14 protein-coding genes are annotated in these 16322 nt (G+C 56.5%); 4 read left to right on the forward strand and 10 right to left on the reverse strand.

All coding sequences use genetic code 11. The features are described 5' to 3' along the window. Nucleotides 1-157: 157 nt before the first annotated feature. The gene (locus TR2A62_RS02940) at nucleotides 158-2566 is read left to right on the forward strand and encodes an FAD-dependent oxidoreductase (protein WP_009159172.1); all 2409 of its coding nucleotides are present in this window, start codon (nucleotides 158-160) and stop codon (nucleotides 2564-2566) included. A 50-nt stretch (nucleotides 2567-2616) separates the two neighbouring features. Here the strand turns inward: TR2A62_RS02940 and TR2A62_RS02945 are convergent, their stop codons facing one another. Both TR2A62_RS02945 and hemB read right to left on the reverse strand, forming a co-directional pair. Then, nucleotides 2617-3192, reverse strand: coding sequence for a YSC84-related protein (locus TR2A62_RS02945; protein WP_009157927.1), 576 nt, complete (start codon nucleotides 3190-3192; stop codon nucleotides 2617-2619). Nucleotides 3193-3329: 137 nt separating this feature from the next. After that, nucleotides 3330-4328 carry a porphobilinogen synthase gene (hemB, locus tag TR2A62_RS02950; RefSeq protein WP_009158533.1) on the reverse strand — a complete coding sequence of 333 codons (999 nt, stop codon included), beginning with the start codon at nucleotides 4326-4328 and terminating at the stop codon, nucleotides 3330-3332. Between the two features lie 141 nt (nucleotides 4329-4469). On the opposite strand from hemB, the gene TR2A62_RS02955 reads away from it, so the two are divergent. Further along, the gene (locus tag TR2A62_RS02955; RefSeq protein ID WP_009159601.1) at nucleotides 4470-4997 is read left to right on the forward strand and encodes a hypothetical protein; all 528 of its coding nucleotides are present in this window, start codon (nucleotides 4470-4472) and stop codon (nucleotides 4995-4997) included. A gap of 122 nt (nucleotides 4998-5119) precedes the next feature. Then, the gene (gene mfd, locus TR2A62_RS02960) at nucleotides 5120-8575 is read left to right on the forward strand and encodes a transcription-repair coupling factor (protein ID WP_009159038.1); all 3456 of its coding nucleotides are present in this window, start codon (nucleotides 5120-5122) and stop codon (nucleotides 8573-8575) included. Here mfd and TR2A62_RS02965 read toward each other — a convergent pair. From TR2A62_RS02965 to TR2A62_RS02980, 4 genes are read right to left on the reverse strand one after another with little or no spacing between them, the layout of a single operon-like run. Beyond that, nucleotides 8572-9795, reverse strand: coding sequence for a multidrug effflux MFS transporter (locus TR2A62_RS02965; protein WP_009160834.1), 1224 nt, complete (start codon nucleotides 9793-9795; stop codon nucleotides 8572-8574). The genes mfd and TR2A62_RS02965 overlap by 4 nt on opposite strands. Beyond that, nucleotides 9774-10235, reverse strand: a complete 462-nt coding sequence (locus tag TR2A62_RS02970) for a metal-dependent hydrolase (protein WP_009160071.1) — start codon at nucleotides 10233-10235, stop codon at nucleotides 9774-9776. Before TR2A62_RS02970 ends, TR2A62_RS02965 begins: the two co-directional genes overlap by 22 nt. After that, nucleotides 10232-10876, reverse strand: coding sequence for a DsbA family oxidoreductase (locus TR2A62_RS02975; RefSeq protein ID WP_009157606.1), 645 nt, complete (start codon nucleotides 10874-10876; stop codon nucleotides 10232-10234). Before TR2A62_RS02975 ends, TR2A62_RS02970 begins: the two co-directional genes overlap by 4 nt. Then, a complete protein-coding gene (locus TR2A62_RS02980) occupies nucleotides 10863-12341 on the reverse strand; it encodes a class I adenylate-forming enzyme family protein (protein WP_009160301.1) in 1479 nt (492 codons plus the stop codon). Before TR2A62_RS02980 ends, TR2A62_RS02975 begins: the two co-directional genes overlap by 14 nt. A gap of 54 nt (nucleotides 12342-12395) precedes the next feature. Here TR2A62_RS02980 and TR2A62_RS02985 point away from each other — a divergent pair, with 54 nt between their 5' ends. Beyond that, nucleotides 12396-13019: a helix-turn-helix domain-containing protein gene (locus TR2A62_RS02985; protein WP_040821061.1), complete on the forward strand. Its 624-nt coding sequence runs from the start codon at nucleotides 12396-12398 to the stop codon at nucleotides 13017-13019. On the opposite strand, the gene TR2A62_RS02990 is transcribed toward TR2A62_RS02985, so the two are convergent. The 4 genes from TR2A62_RS02990 to TR2A62_RS03005 form a co-directional block, all read right to left on the reverse strand. Then, nucleotides 13008-13658, reverse strand: coding sequence for an MIP/aquaporin family protein (locus TR2A62_RS02990; protein WP_009159876.1), 651 nt, complete (start codon nucleotides 13656-13658; stop codon nucleotides 13008-13010). The genes TR2A62_RS02985 and TR2A62_RS02990 overlap by 12 nt on opposite strands. Further along, nucleotides 13655-14125: an arsenate reductase ArsC gene (locus tag TR2A62_RS02995; RefSeq protein ID WP_009160097.1), complete on the reverse strand. Its 471-nt coding sequence runs from the start codon at nucleotides 14123-14125 to the stop codon at nucleotides 13655-13657. Before TR2A62_RS02995 ends, TR2A62_RS02990 begins: the two co-directional genes overlap by 4 nt. 186 nt (nucleotides 14126-14311) lie before the next feature. Next, entirely contained in the window at nucleotides 14312-14434 is a 123-nt protein-coding gene (locus TR2A62_RS03000; RefSeq protein ID WP_150103549.1) for a lipoprotein, read from the reverse strand. Next, the gene (locus TR2A62_RS03005) at nucleotides 14421-16238 is read right to left on the reverse strand and encodes an extracellular solute-binding protein (protein ID WP_009157602.1); all 1818 of its coding nucleotides are present in this window, start codon (nucleotides 16236-16238) and stop codon (nucleotides 14421-14423) included. Before TR2A62_RS03005 ends, TR2A62_RS03000 begins: the two co-directional genes overlap by 14 nt. Between the last annotated feature and the right edge of the window lie 84 nt (nucleotides 16239-16322).

Here is a 16322-nt window from a genome sequence, read left to right on the forward strand (position 1 = left end):
GGTATCCTGCGACGAGGATTGTGCGGAGGTCCAGCCATTTGCGACATCTTTTGTCGCGACTTGTATCACTGCGACCAACTATGTCGCCTTGAGGCAAATGAATGGCCGCGACTCGCGGTGTGATAAAGAGGTTCAACAGGCCCGAAAGGCACATCACATGCGGACCCATGCCCAAGCTGTCGTCATTGGAGGCGGTGTCATTGGATGCTCTATTCTCTATCACCTGACAAAGCTGGGATGGACCAATGTTGTCCTGCTCGAGCGGGACGAGCTGACTAGCGGTTCGACGTGGCATGCGGCCGCAAACATTCACGGCCTGCATGACAGCACGAACATCAGCCGGATCCAGCACTACACGATGGGGCTGTACAAAGAGCTAGAGCAGGAAACCGGGCAGGGTTGCGGCGTGTTTCAACCGGGGTCGCTATACCTCGCGCAGACGGAAAGCCGCGAACATCAATTGCGACTGCAGGCGGCTAAGGCAAAGCTATACAACATGAATTTCCACGAAATCGGGCGGAACGAGGCTGAGCGTCTGCATCCGCTGGTCGATTTCGATGGCGTGCGGTGCATCATGTACGAACCCGATGGTGGCAATGTTGACCCATCAGGTGTCACCAATGCCTATGCGACAGGTGCGCGTCAAAACGGCGCCGAAATCATGCGGTTTACACCTGTCACTGCAACGACCCAGCAACCGGACGGGACATGGATTGTCGAGACGCCCAAAGGCAACATCGCGACCGAGTGGGTGATCAATGCCGCGGGCCTCTGGGGGCGCGAAGTGGCTGCATTGGCAGGACTCAAGTTGCCGCTGTTGCCGACCGAGCATCAGTATTTTGTTACAGAGACCATTGCTGAGATTGCTGCGATGGATCGTCGCCTGCCATCTGTCGCGGACCGAGACGGCGAATATTACCTGCGCCAAGAGGGGCAGGGACTTCTCGTTGGGGCCTATGAAAAGGACGTTCGGTTCTGGGCTGAGGATGGAACCCCACAAGGGTTTGGTCACGAGCTCTTTGCAGATGATCTAGACCGGATCGAGGACAACATGATGCGTGCGATTGACCGCGTGCCGGTTGTTGGGTCCGCAGGGATCAAGCGGGTTATCAATGGGCCGATGATCTGGTCGCCTGACAGTAACGTGCTCTTTGGCCCAGTACCTGAATTGCAGAATTATTTCTGTTGCAACGGCATTATCCCCGGCTTCTCGCAGAGCGGTGGGATGGGACTGATGGCGGCACAGTGGATCGTTGAGGGTGAGACGCAATACGACATGTTTGGATGGGATGTTGCCCGCTTTGGCGATTGGGCTGGCACCGAATTCACCAAGGCACGGGTTGGTGATCAATATGCGAACCGCTTTGCCATTCACTACCCCAATGAGGAACGCAGTGCGGGTCGCCCTGTACGGACGCGTCCTATCTATGAAACCCAGCGCGATATGGGGGCGGTCTTTGGCCTGAACTATGGATGGGAACACCCACTGTGGTTCGCAGATGAGGTCGGTGTAGAAGACACGAACGGCTTTACCCGCCAGAACTGGTGGGAGCCTGTCGGTGTTGAGTGTCGGATGTTGCGTGATCGGGCGGGTATCATCGATATCTCCAACTTTGCGAAATACGAAGTTGTGGGCGATGGGGCCGCAGATTGGCTAAACGCCATGTTTGCCAACAATATGCCCAAAGCTGTCGGGCGATCCTGCCTCACGCCATTGATCGGCAAACGTGGTGGGATTGCAGGCGATTTCACCGTCACGCGATTGGCTGAGGATCGTTTCATGATCATCGGGTCCGGAATGGCCGAGCGGTATCACCAGCGCTTCTTTCAGGATGTTCAGCTTCCGTCAGGGACGACGTTCACGAGCAAGACGATCGACATGTGCGGGTTCAATGTTGCGGGGCCGCTGTCGCGCGATCTATTGCAGCGTCTGACGAATGCGTCTCTTGCCACGGCTGATTTTCCATTCATGCGCAGTCAGACGATCACATTGGCCGGGGTCGAGGTGCTGGCGTTGCGTGTCTCGTTCACTGGTGACCTAGGCTGGGAGCTGCACTGCGCGACTGAGGATCAAGCCAAGCTCTACGCGGCGTTGATAGATGCTGGCAAAGAGATTGGCGCGGGCCCCGTAGGAAGCCGTGCGTTGATGTCTCTGCGCGTTGAAAAGGGCTATGGAAGCTGGTCGCGTGAATATTCGCCCGAGTATTGGCCCCAAGAGGTCGGATTTGATGGTTTAATCAAATTGAAAAAACATTTCTTGAACAAATCAGCATACTTGGAAGTAAAAGATAATGCATCACGTGAGCATTTGGTGTTGATCGAAGTCGACGACCAAGGTGTCGATGCAACCGGTGGCGAGCCCATCTTTGGCGCAGACGGCAGCGCCCAAGGGCGCGTCACTTCTGGTACGTATGGGTATACTGTCGAAAAATCGCTGGCTCTGGGGTATGTCAAAGACGCAAAACCGGGCGACCGTGTCAGCGTCATGATCCTTGGGGCACCGCACGCGGGTACAATCCTGCACGAGCCGCCCTTTGATCCCAAAGGCGAAAAGCTGCGGGCATAAACGAAAAAGCCGCGCTGAAATGGCGCGGCTTTTTACGTAATGTCAGAGAGTTAGGGGATAATTCGGGTGTATTTGCTACCTTCGATCGTCGCACCCAAGCGCAATCCCGTTTGGCCAAACACAACAGCGATCACAGGGGCCAAAGACGTGGTCGTCTCGGCTTTGATGCTTTCGGCATTGTCGTTCAGCGCATATTCGATATCTGCACCCGCAGCCCAACCGCTGCTTTGACGGAATCCAAACAATGCTTCGTTGGTCATAAAGAACAGAACATGCGCGTATTGCTGTGCGCCAATCTGAATACCAGCACTGGCGCGTGCCGCTGAATAATAGTCGACGGTCGAGTTTTGTACCTGCAGGGCGCCACGCCCGTAAGCGCCGCCTAGGCCGAGACCGGCCTCTGTCACCAACGGCATAACCAGTATACCAGCGGCCTGAGAGGCGAGCTGCTGAGTGCCTGGAAATTCGTTGTACATAAAGTTGAGAGTACTATCGACGCGGGCGTCGATGGTTTCAGGACCTCGGCTGCCGATGCCATTGCCACAGGCGGCCAAAGCGCCCGTTCCGGCCAAAGCGCCAAGGGTGAAGTAGCGCCGTGTCAGCGCGGAATTTGAGAATCTGCTCATGTGATGTGCCTGTGTTTACTGCCGGATCATGCCCCACTTAGACGCGGGATCTGTCGCAACTATAGGCGCTATTGCGCGTGCTGTCACGCACAACATACCTCACGGCTGTTCACATTCGGCGGTAAGTCGCCGCAGGGCTAGCTGTTTAACAGTCTCGCAGCAGCGGGTGCGAAATAGGTTAGAATGCCGTCACAGCCTGCGCGTTTGAACGCCATGAGGCTCTCCATCATCACGGCATCCCTGTCGATCCAGCCGTGTTGTGCGGCCGCCTGAACCATCGCGTATTCGCCCGACACTTGGTAGGCGAAGGTCGGAACACCGAATTCGGTTTTCACACGGCGGCAGATATCAAGGTAGGGCATGCCGGGTTTGACCATGACCATATCCGCGCCCTCAGTGAGGTCCCGCTCAACGAGGCGCATCGCCTCGTCTGAATTGGCAGGGTCCATCTGATAAGTCTTCTTGTCGCCTTTGAAGACGCCTGAGGCGCCGACGGCATCGCGGAACGGGCCGTAGAAGGCACTGGCATATTTGGCGGTATAGCTAAGGATTGCCACGTTCTGTTGGCCCTCTGCCTCGAGTGCTGTGCGCATGGCGCCAATCCGGTTGTCCATCATATCAGAAGGTCCAAGGATATCTGCACCAGCATTCGCCTGTGCCAGCGCCATTTTGACCAGCGCCTCGACCGTTTCGTCATTCACTATCACACCGTCGCGTACATATCCGTCGTGGCCGTTGATGTTGTAGGGATCCAGCGCAATGTCAGTCATCACGATCATTTCTGGAACCGCGTCCTTGATCGCGCGCACTGCACGGTTCGACAAATTATCAGGGTTCCATGCCTCGGCGCAGTCCTCGGTCTTAAGCGACGAATCCGTGTAGGGAAAAATGCAAATGGCAGGAATGCCCAAGTCGCGTGCTTCACGTGCGGCGTCGGCAAGCAGATCGACGGTCCGGCGCATCACGCCCGGCATCGAGTTGACGGGTTCGGTTGTGTTGGTGCCGTCCATCACAAAGATGGGCCAGATAAAATCATGTGGCGTGATCGTGTTCTCGCATACCATATTGCGAAGGCCTTTAGAGCTGCGCAAACGGCGCAACCGCGTGGCGGGAAACGGGGCGAGGGTCGGTTTCATCGTTCTAGCCTTTGCATATCGGTCACAGATACTTGGGTCGCATGGAATGGGGTGTCGCTCAAGGGTAGGAATTTATTTCTCGCGCAGCTAGTGTCGCGAAATCCAAGCGAGCCGGCTTGGGTGCGCACAAAGGGACGCGGCGTGGACATCTACCAAACGATATTTGAAATCATCGACATGCGGTCGTTTTCGAACCTGTGGTTCTGGATCGCTCTTGCGGTGGTGTGGTCAACGACCAGCCATTGGGTGCTGGGTGTGCCGTATGACATGGTGCTGCGCGCGCGCCGCAATGGCGGGCAAGACGAGATCGACCTCGAGGACATCGTACGCATCAACGTGAACAGGTTGCTTTATATTGGGCGGGTGTCGGGCCTTTGGGTCTTGGCCCTGTTGTGTTTCACTCTGACGTCACTGGCGCTGCTTGCGTTTTGGTATGACGTTGAATTTGCCCAAGCGGTGTTTCTGCTCGCCTTTCCGATGAGCTTTGTCGGTGCGCTGAGCCTGTCGACCGCGCGCCTGATTGCAGAAGAGCAGCCCCGAGGCGAGCTGTTGCGCGCCCGTTTGGCACGGCACCGTTTGTGGACCCAAGTCATCGGGATGGTTTCGATTTTTGTCACGGCGATGTTTGGCATGTACCAAAACCTCGTTCTTGGGCCGTTCGGCGGGTAAACCATCTAGGTGCAGGTCGATGATGCAGGGGTGCGCTAGTGAGCGTTTCCTTGAAGAAAGATGCTTGCAACGTGGTGCTTTGGCATTGACTTGGGCGTCGGTCAGCGTAGGTCTTGCGGTCTATGTCACAAGCAAATGAACATCGTGTTTTGGGTGGCGCGCCCGAAGGGTTTGACGTCCAGTTGATCCTCGCGGAAGTCGCGCGATCAAACGCGCCTGTGTGTCATGTTGCACGGGATGACAAACGGCTCGAGGCGATGCGCGCCGCGCTCGCGTTCTTTGCCCCTGACATGCCCGTGATTGTGTTTCCTGGTTGGGATTGTTTGCCCTACGACCGTGTGTCGCCCAATGCGGATGTCTCGGCCCAGCGGATGGCGACCTTGGCGGCGCTTACTCATGACATGCCGTCGCACTATGTGTTGTTGACCACATTAAACGCCGGGACCCAGCGGGTGCCCGGGCGTGATGTGTTGCGCGAGGCGTCATTCAAGGCGCAAGTCGGCGACCGGATCGACGAAAAAGCGCTGCGGGCGTTTTTGGTTCGGATGGGGTTTGTTCAAACGCCAACTGTGACCGAGCCCGGGGACTATGCTGTTCGGGGCGGGATCATCGATGTCTATCCACCGGGGGATAGTGGCCCAGTACGGCTGGATCTGTTTGGCGATGACTTGGATGGGGCGCGGCGGTTTGATCCGGCGACGCAACGCACAACAGAAAAGCTCGACTTGATCGAATTGGCGCCCGTGTCCGAAGTGATTTTGGACGAGGCGGCGATCACGCGGTTTCGCCAGACCTACCGGATCGAATTTGGTGCGGCTGGCACAGATGATCCTCTGTATGAAGCCGTTAGTGCGGGCCGCAAACACCAAGGTGTCGAGCATTGGATGGGGTTCTTTTACGACCGGCTCGAGACGATCTTTGACTTTTTGCCGGGCGTGACGATCACCTTGGATGATCAGGTCACCCCAAGCCGGATCGCAAGGTGGGAGAGCATTGCGGATCAATACCATGCACGCCGCGAAGCGCTCGCAATGAAAAAGCGAATGGACACGGTCTACAAACCGGCGGCTCCTGAATTATTGTATCTGGACGAGGCGGCGTGGGATCAGGCGACCGCCAACCACCGTGTTGTGCAATTCCACGCATTGGCACAAGCCAGCGGTCCCGGTGTTGCTGATGCAAGCGGGCGCATTGGCCGTAATTTTGCGCCTGAACGTCAGCAAGAAAGCATCAGCCTGTTTGGCGCACTTGCAGATCATATCACGGCCAAGTTGGCCCACGGGCCCGTTGTGATAGCCAGCTATTCTGAAGGCGCCCGTGAGCGCCTGACAGGTTTGATTGAGGACGAGGGCATCGCCGAGGCGATCCCGATCCGCAGCTTTGATGGTGTCGGGAAACGTGGTGTCCATCTGGCGGTTTGGGCGCTGGAACATGGATTTGAGACGCCCGATCTGACGGTCATCTCGGAACAGGATGTGTTGGGTGACAGGCTCATTCGCAAAGGTCCGCGTAAACGTCGTGCTGAAAACTTCCTGACCGAAACCCAGAGCCTGACACCGGGTGATCTGGTGGTTCATGTCGATCACGGTGTGGGCCGCTTTAGGGGGTTGGAAGTCGTCACCGCGGCAGGTGCCGCGCATGAATGTCTGCTCTTGGAATATGCCGAGCAATCCAAGCTTTATCTGCCCGTTGAGAACATCGAGCTGTTGTCCAAATACGGCCATGATGAAGGTCTGTTGGACAAACTGGGCGGCGGCGCGTGGCAGGCGAAAAAGGCCAAGCTCAAAGAGCGCATCCGTCAGATTGCAGAGCGACTGATCCGCGTTGCAGCAGAACGCGAATTGCGGACAGCACCGATCATGACGCCACCCGATGGCATGTGGGATTCGTTCTGCGCTCGGTTCCCCTATGTCGAGACCGAGGATCAGCTAGGTGCTATCAGCGACGTGATCGAGGACATGGGGGCAGGGCGCCCGATGGACCGTCTGGTCTGTGGCGACGTAGGCTTTGGCAAAACCGAAGTGGCGATGCGTGCTGCATTTGTGGCTGCTATGTCTGGCACGCAGGTCGCGATCATCGCGCCGACAACCCTATTGGCGCGCCAACACTACAAGAGCTTTGCCGAGAGGTTCCGCGGCTTTCCGATCAATGTGCGGCCCTTGTCCCGTTTTGTCGGAACCAAGGATGCAGCCGCAACACGCGACGGCATTTCAGATGGTACAGCGGATATTGTTGTGGGCACACACGCGCTGTTGGCCAAGAGCATTAAGTTCAAAGACCTTGGGCTTTTGATCATCGACGAAGAACAAAAGTTCGGCGTGACGCACAAAGAGCGGCTCAAGTCGTTGCGGACGGATGTGCATGTTTTGACGCTGACCGCGACGCCAATCCCGCGGACATTGCAGCTGTCATTGTCCGGCGTGCGCGAGCTGAGCATTATCGGCACGCCGCCGGTCGACCGTCTGGCGATCCGCACCTATGTCAGCGAGTTTGACACCATCACCCTGCGCGAGGCGTTGTTGCGTGAACATTATCGCGGTGGCCAAAGCTTCTTTGTGGTGCCGCGCATTTCGGACCTGCCCGAGATCGAGGATTTCCTGAAATCCGAAGTTCCTGAGGTCAGCTATATCCAAGCCAACGGCCAGTTGGCGGCGGGCGAATTGGACGACCGCATGAACGCGTTCTACGACGGCAAATACGACGTGCTGTTGGCGACAACGATTGTGGAATCCGGTTTGGACATTCCAACGGCCAACACGATGATTGTGCACCGTGCGGATATGTTCGGTCTCAGCCAGCTCTATCAAATCCGTGGCCGTGTGGGCCGGTCCAAGACCCGCGCCTATGCCTATATGACGACAAAGCCGCGCCAAAAGCTGACCCAAACCGCCGAGAAACGCCTCCGGGTTCTGGCGAGCCTCGACAGCCTTGGGGCAGGGTTCACGCTTGCCAGTCAGGATTTGGACATTCGTGGGGCTGGTAATCTGTTGGGCGAAGAACAGTCCGGCCAGATGCGCGAGGTTGGCTATGAGCTGTACCAGCAGATGCTGGAAGAACAGATCGGCAAGATCAAATCAGGCGAAGCCGAAGGCATCACCGATGACGGAGAATGGTCACCGAACATCAATCTGGGTGTGCCTGTGTTGATCCCAGATGACTATGTGCCTGATCTGGATGTGAGGTTAGGACTATATCGCCGTCTGAGCGAATTGGCGACCAAAGTGGAGCTGGAAGGTTTTGCCGCTGAACTGATCGACCGGTTCGGAACGCTGCCGCGCGAGGTCAACACCCTGATGTTGGTCGTGCGGATCAAAGCAATGTGCAAGAAGGCTGGCGTGTCTAAACTGGATGCCGGACCCAAGGGTGCAACGGTCATGTTTCACAATAACAAGTTCGCCTCGCCCGAGGGGCTGGTGCAGTTCATCCAAGATCAACGCGGGTTGGCGGCGGTCAAAGACAACCGCATCGTGGTTAAACGAGATTGGAAAACGGACGCTGACAAAATTCGTGGTGCCTTTGCCATTGTGCGCGATCTAGCTGAACAAGCCGGTGCGATTAAGCGTAAGAAAAAGGCCTAGTCGGTTACGTCGTCGCTGTCGCGGCGCAATTTTCCAGTCAGATAACGGCCTGCGATCGCGCATAGCAAAATCCCGACTGCCGTTGGCAGGGGGGTGCCGTCATACGCCAGCGACACAGGTGCTGCGATGAACACGGCCGCAATTGTCGAGATCGCAGACATCAGCGATGCGGCCATCCCTGCGATGTGACCCATCGGCTCCATCCCCAATGCGTTCAGATTGCCAATTGTCATACCCGCCTGAAAGAACACTGAGGTCGTCCAAATGAGGTAGACTGCAAATTCGGTTGTCTCAGTGAGGTTGAGTTGCAGCGCGATCACCATCGAGAAGGCCGCAAAGATCTGGACGCTGAGCATCCCTTTGATCAATGCGCGCATCCCGTGTTTGACGACCCATTTTGCATTGAGAAACCCTGAGGTCCCTGCGGTGACCGCGATCGCGCCAAACCACAGGTGAAACGTGTCACCGTATCCGTACACATCGTCAAAGATCTGCTGAGTTGAGGACAGCACTGAGAATAGCATCCCCAGCGTCAGCGATTGGATCATGATCGACAGGCGTGCGGTCGGATGGGCAAACATCTCGGCTGCACCAGCCCAAAGCGCGCTCAGGTTCACTGGGTTGCGCTTTTCCGCAGGATGCGTTTCAGGCTGACGTAACATCAGCCAGACGACCGAAATTGCGGAAAATACGATAAAGGCCAAAAAGATTCCGCGCCAGCCGGACAAGGCAATGATCCCAGCGCCGATTGTTGGCGCGATTGCGGGCACCAGCGTAAAGACGATCATGATGAAAGACGTGATGCGCGCCATGTTTCGACCTGCATAAAGATCACGGATCGTGGCCATCGCAACCACTCGCGGACCTGCAGCCCCAAGCCCCATAAGAACACGGGATGCTAACACGGCCTCAAAGCTTTCGGCGAAAAAGGCGAAAAGGCACGACAGGATGTAGACAGCCGCGCCGCCGATCATGACGGGTTTGCGGCCGTATGCATCAGACAATGGTCCGGTAAAGAACGTCCCCAGCCCCATCCCGAGAACAAAGCTCGTGATGATGAGGCCGACGCGGTTTGGCGCATCGGGGGTCAGATCTTGGGCGATTTCGGGCATCGCCGGAAGCATGGCATCAATGGAAAATGCAACCGTCGCAGACAGCATTGCCATCAAAGCGACGAATTCGGACTGTCGCAGACGCTTTAGCGGTTTTTCCATAGCCATAAGGCCCATCCCCAAATCAGCAGCTCGAGCCCAAAGACCGGATGCAGTACAAAGTTCCAGATCCAGTTATCATAGCGGGACGGGATCGTCATAAAATGCGTAAACTCATTTGAAAACGGCCAATGCCACAGGATGCCACCGGCGACCGTGTCTAGAACGCAATGCATCATAACCGCGACAAAGAACGTGACTGCAGGCAAAAAGAGCTGCCGTGCAAAGGTATAGATCAATGGCATCGTGACGGCGCAAACCGTTGACCAAAACGCAGGGATGTGCACCCAATAGCGGTGGTGGTGCACGGCGCGGTCATCAACCAAGTAGAACCAGATCATATCAAAGTCTGGAAAGACGCCGCCCAAGATAGCGGCGCCCATCACCAATGGCAGCGGGGGCAGATGACGCGCGAGGATATAACCAGAAGGAAGGTGCCCGATGATCACGATTGTTCTGTGATTTGCGCCTTGAGCTCTTCGATTACCTTGAGCCACATCTCGGGTTGTTGGGCGCCGGGCACTGCGTGCTGGTTGGCCACGATGAACGTCGGCACAGAATTGACACCCATGCTGCGGCTATGGGCGTCGCGGTCGCTGATCTCTTTGACATCAGAATCTGATGCCAGCAATTTGCGCACAACGGCGGCATCCATGTCACCCGCGTCGGCAATATCGGCGAGCACATCGATGTCGCTGATGTCACGACCTTCTTTGAAGTAGGCTTTGAACAGGGCCATCACAACAAACGTCTGTTTGCCTTCGATGCCGGCCCAATGGATCAAGCGGTGTGCGTTGATTGTGCTTGGGGTCCGCTGGATCGCGCCCAAATCCATATCAAGTCCCATGTCTTCGGCGTGTTGCCCGATCTGGCCATAGACCCGAACGGCGCCGTCTTTGCCGCCGAACTTGCGCTCGAGGTATTCGCGACGATCCATACCTTCGCTAGGCATGTCAGGGTTCAACTGAAATGGATGCCATTCGATCGTGAATGGATGATCAGGAACCTGCTCTAACGCGCGGTCCAAATGCGTCTTGCCGATGTAGCACCAAGGGCAGATCGGGTCGGATAGAATATCAAGTTTGATCATCAGATATCTCGTATCTCAGGCGCAACGCACGTCGTTGCAGTTTTCCATTTGCTCCGCGTGGCAGCGCGTTTTGATGCAGCCAGAGGCGGGGGCGTTTGTAACTTGCCAGCGTTTCAGCCGCTAGCGCATCGAGTTCAGCCTCGTCTATCATGTCTGCGGCCGAGTAAAAGGCCGCGATGATATCGACGTCTGACTTGATCGTGATCGCGATAGCCGCCACATCGGCGATCAGAGGGTGGGCGGCAACAGCCGTTTCGATTTCAATTGGCGACACGCGCAGGCCACCAGCATTGATCATATCGTCGTCGCGACCCAGATAGGTGACCGCACCATCGTCGTCTATTTCGGCCACATCACCCGTCACGAACCAGTCGCCATTGAATTTGGCGGCGGTTTCTTGGGGTTGGTTGAGATATCCAAGCATGAGGCCGGGGTCATCCTTGTGAATTGCGATGCTGTTGTCTTGCAAGCTCACTCTGCGCCCCGTTTGCGCAAATCCTAGTGACCCTTTGGGGGCAGGTCGTACAGGTGAGCCCGAGACAAAGGTCGAGCATTCGGTCATTCCAAATGCCTCGTGCACCAGTGTTCCGGTTTGCGCGGTCCATCTAGCTCGTGTGGCGTTAGGCAGCTTTTCACCCGCAGATAGCCCGTGGCGAAGATGCGGGAGGTCGGGCATGCCATTGGACTTTAGGAGTTTTCTGTAAATACTTGGTGCCGCTGCAAAAAGTGTTGCGTTTGATCTATGCAGTAGCTGTGGTAGTTGCGCGGGATCCGTCCCATCAGCAGGAATAATCGCAGTCGCCCCAAGGCTCCACGGATCCATGAGGCCCGTGCCCAGCGTAAACGTCCAGTTGAACGCGCCTGCATGCAAAATTCGGTCGTTTGCTGTCATTCCGTACCAGTCATCGTGCATGGACTGGCGCGCCCAGATCGCGCGGTGCGCATGGACTACCGCCCTTGGCTTGCCCGACGTTCCGGATGTGTAAACCATATAGGCGGGGCGGTTCGGGTCACCAAATATGAAGTCAGCGAGGCGACCAGTTCCCCGACGCAGTGCATCGACGTTGATTGTGGCGACGTTTTTGGTCGGGCGGGATGTCTCTGCATCAATAAGCACAGCGGTTGGGGCGAGATCATCTACAATCCGGTCGAGTTCGGTTGGGGTCAATTGGGTCGAGGTTGGAACTGGGCGTGCGCCCATCGCGATCGCAGCCAAATAGGCAATTGGGAAATCAGGTGTATTGCCCAGTCGCAACAAGACCGCGTCACCGTCTTTGATGCCGTGGTCGACCAAGATTGCCGCGGCGCGCCTGATCGCCTGTTCAATCTGGTCAAAGCTGTAGCGCGTCACACGGTCCGGATGGTGGTGTTCAAGCGCGATTTCGTCCGGCGTCCCGCGGCCCGCCGTCAGCACATAGTCGGCCATATTGAACGATGCTGGGCAAGGGGGAAGGGCACGGGTCATATGGTATCGCTAGCCTCCCTTGCGCGGTATGGCAATGGCGCGATATACGAACGCATGACCAGTTCTGATCCCAAATCCCTGATCCGTATTGCCCGCGAAAACGGCGAGAATGCTGATGCCACGCCTGTTAATCTGGGGGAACGTGTCCGCGAGCTGCGCAAAGCGCGTTCTTGGACGCTCGAGCAGGCTGCCCAAAAGGCAGGATTGGCGCGATCAACCTTGTCGAAAATTGAAAATGGGCAGATGTCTCCGACTTATGATGCTTTGAAGAAGCTGGCTGTGGGTTTGGCGATCTCGGTTCCGCAACTCTTTACGCCGCCGGTCAAGGGGCAGGTGAACGGGCGTATGGCCGTCACGCGATCGGGCGAAGGCACCAACCAAGCAACAAGCACGTACGAGCATGATTTGTTGGCCGAAACACTGACCAAGAAAAAGATGCTGCCGTACCGTGCGCGCGTGCGCGCGCGTAGCTTTGAAGAGTTTGACGGTTGGGTCCGGCACGACGGAGAAGAGTTTCTATACGTGTTAACCGGCGAGGTGACGCTGTTCACCGAGTTTTATGAACCCGTGACGATGCGGCGGGGCGACAGCGCATATTACGATGCGTCTATGGGCCACAACGTCGTGTCCGTCAGCGCCGAAGACGCGACGATCTTGTGGGTGACATCACTCGTCTGAGAACAGTCGCGCCAGCAGGCCGGTTGCCACAATCGCCGTCACGATCTGAATCCCGATGAACATAGGTGCATGTGCGGGATTGATCCCTGCAAACGTGTCCGAGAACGACCGCGCGATAGAGACAGCGGGATTGGCAAAGCTGGTCGAAGACGTGAACCAATAGGCCCCCGTGATGTAGAGAGCGACGAGGGTCGGCACTGCCTCGGGGCGGCTGCGCAGCCCTCCGAAAATCACGAACAACAGTCCAAACGTCGCAATCGCCTCGGATGACCAAAGACCGATAGATGCGCGGTCGGTGGTCGAGCTTTGCAATATCGTACGATCAAACATGAGATGCGTTGCCCATACGCCCAAAATACCGCCAGCGATTTGTACGGCGACATAGCCCAGCGCAGGGCGGGTTGTGATCTCGCCACGTATCCAGAACGCCAATGTGACCGCCGGATTGAAATGCGCGCCAGAGATCGGGCCAAGCGTTGTGATTATAACATAGAGCATACATCCCGTGGCAATCGCATTCGCCAAGAGAGCAATCGCTGTGTTTCCGTCGGCGAGCGTCTCGCCCATGATGCCTGATCCGACAACGCTAATGAGCAAAAGCGCGGTCCCCAGTCCTTCTGCAATGTATTTGCGGATCATGCTGGCGCCCCCACGGATTTGAGGTGATTAACGAGCACCTGATCCGACAGATCGGCAAATTCGGTTGTGGACAGGGCGTCGGCCTTGGTCAAGAGCAATGAATAGGCCAGCTCGAACGCGCTGTCCCAGTCCTCGGGTGATGCGGCTGCCGGATCGTCGATGCCCCAATGGACACGTACCGGTGTACCCGGCCACATCGGACAGGTCTCGCCAGCAGCGGATCCGCACACCGTTATGACGGCATCCATTTGCGGTGCATCGTCTTGGGCAAACTCGTCCCAGCTTTTGGAACGCAAACCTGCTGTGTCGTACCCTTTGTCGGCCAAGAGGGTCAACGACTGTGGGTGTACCTTGCCGGCGGGTTTGGAGCCTGCTGAGTAGGCCGTGATCCGATCATCACGGTTGAGCAAACATTCAAGCAGGATCGAGCGGGCAGAATTGCCTGTGCACAAGACCAAAATATTCATTGCGTATTCCTTTGTGTTGCCGCTGGTTAACCCAACAGGACAACAGTTTTGTGACAGTCGCCTATAAAACGACGTCTGCGGTGCCCACGATAACCTTGCCTGTGCCGACTGCGGCTTGGCCAGCGAGGCGGGCAGGACCGCAGGCTGTCAAGAGACAGCCCACGGCGACACTCCAAATCAAAGTTTTCACAAGGCGCGATCTACGGCTTGGGCCCCACGAGAAATATCGCGGCCAATGCCTTCGACGGTGGCGCAAGCGGTCAAACCAGCCAGCGCCACCAATGCAAAAATCAGCTTACTTTTCTTCATACCACCAGACATCCGGTTGCCATCCAATCCAATCGCCATAAATCGGCAGATTCTCTGGATAATGCAAGTTCTTGGAGTGGGCGATGCGGCTGATATTCCACTGATAGATCGGGATGACATAGCGCCCCGACGTCAAAACACGGTCCAATGCGCGGGTTGCGGCAAGGAAATCGTTTTGATCTGGCGAGTTCAACAGACGTTCGATCATCGCCTCGGCGGCGGGGCTGTTCATCCCCATCCAGTTGCGCGTTCCAGGTTCGGTGACACCAGCGCTGCCCCAATAGAGGTTTTGCTCGTTGCCCGGAGACAGGGACAATCCACGACGGTAGTACGTCATGTCAAAGTCATAGGCATTGGTGCGTTCTTTGTATTGCGCACTGTCGATCGCTGTCACAGTTGGCGTGATGCCAACACGTTCAAGCGATTGCACATACATGTCGATGATTGCTTGGTTCTCAGTAGCACCGGATTTGAGCAGGATTTCAAATTCGAACGGTTCGCCATCGCTGTTTTTCAAAGCGCCGTCTTGGACGGTCCAACCTGCGGCCTCGAACTGGGTAATTGCGGCACGAATACCTGCACGATTCCGTTCGGATCCGTCAGATACGGGCAAATCATACCCCTCGAGCGTACCGGGCAGAAGATCTGCGGCGAAGGGTTCGAGGAATTCGCGTACGCGACCCTCTGCTGGACCTTCTTGCATGCTGAGAACCGAATTCGAGAAATACGACGTGATCCGCGGCTGTGCAGACCCTGTCATCGCTTCGTTGATGAATTCAAAGTTGAACACATGGATCATTGCGTCGCGGACGCGCCAATCGGCAAAGATCGGGTTACGGGTGTTCATGACAAAGCCGGTGATCCCGCTGGGACGCTCATGAGGCAGAATGGATTTGACCACGTCACCATCATCGATGGCGGGGAAGTCATACTGGCTGTCCCACTTGGCCGCGTTGAATTCGCGGTTAGAATTCACTTCACCAGATTTGAAGGCTTCGAATTGGGCTGTGCCATCGGCATAGAATTCGAGCCGAACCTCGTCCATCACGTTCGTGCCACGGCGGAACGGGATATCGGCACCCCAATAGTCTGGATTGCGCTGCAAGGACACGAAACGGCCCGCTTCAAAATCACCGATCACATAAGGGGACGTGGTGATTGGCACGACATCAAGACCGCTTTCGGCAAAGTCGAGGCCGTCCCATTGTGCCTTTTTCAGGATTGGACGCATGCCGACGATCAGTGCAAGCTCGCGGTCTTCGACGTTGAATGTGAACTTGATCGACCGGTCGCCTGTTTGCTCCATCGAACCGATCTTGCCCCATAGACCCGCATAGCGTGGGTGGCCTTGGGTGCCGAGCGTTTCATAGGACCACATTACGTCTTCGACAGTTACAGGGCTGCCGTCAGAAAAACGAGCTTCTTCGCGCAGGGTGAATTCGACCCATTCACGGTTCGGACCCGTTTCGATCGTTTCAGCCAGCACACCGTACAAAGCGAAGGGTTCATCGTAAGAACGGCCCATGAGGCTTTCGGATGCTAGGAAACGCAGCTGCCAAGGCACGCTGCCTTTGCGGATGTAGGGGTTGAGGCTGTCAAAGCCGCCAACTTCGCCTGTAACGATCTGGCCGCCTGTGGGCGCATCAGGGTTGGCATAGGGCAGGTGGGTGAAATCTGCGCCCAGTGCAGGTTCCCCATACATCGAGATGCCGTGCTTGGGTTCGGCGGTTGCGAATCCCGCAGCGGCGATCAGCCCGATTGTAAACGCGAGGCCGCGCATAGGCTGGAATAATACTGTTGTCATTTTCGAGCTAATCCCTGTTGTCCCTTGTTCTATTGGGCCTGAGCCTAACGAGGGTCTCTAGCCTTTTCAAACTTTTAGCTTGGA

The sequence above is a fragment of the Thalassobium sp. R2A62 genome (genome assembly GCF_000161835.1).
GTDB lineage: Bacteria > Pseudomonadota > Alphaproteobacteria > Rhodobacterales > Rhodobacteraceae > Thalassobium.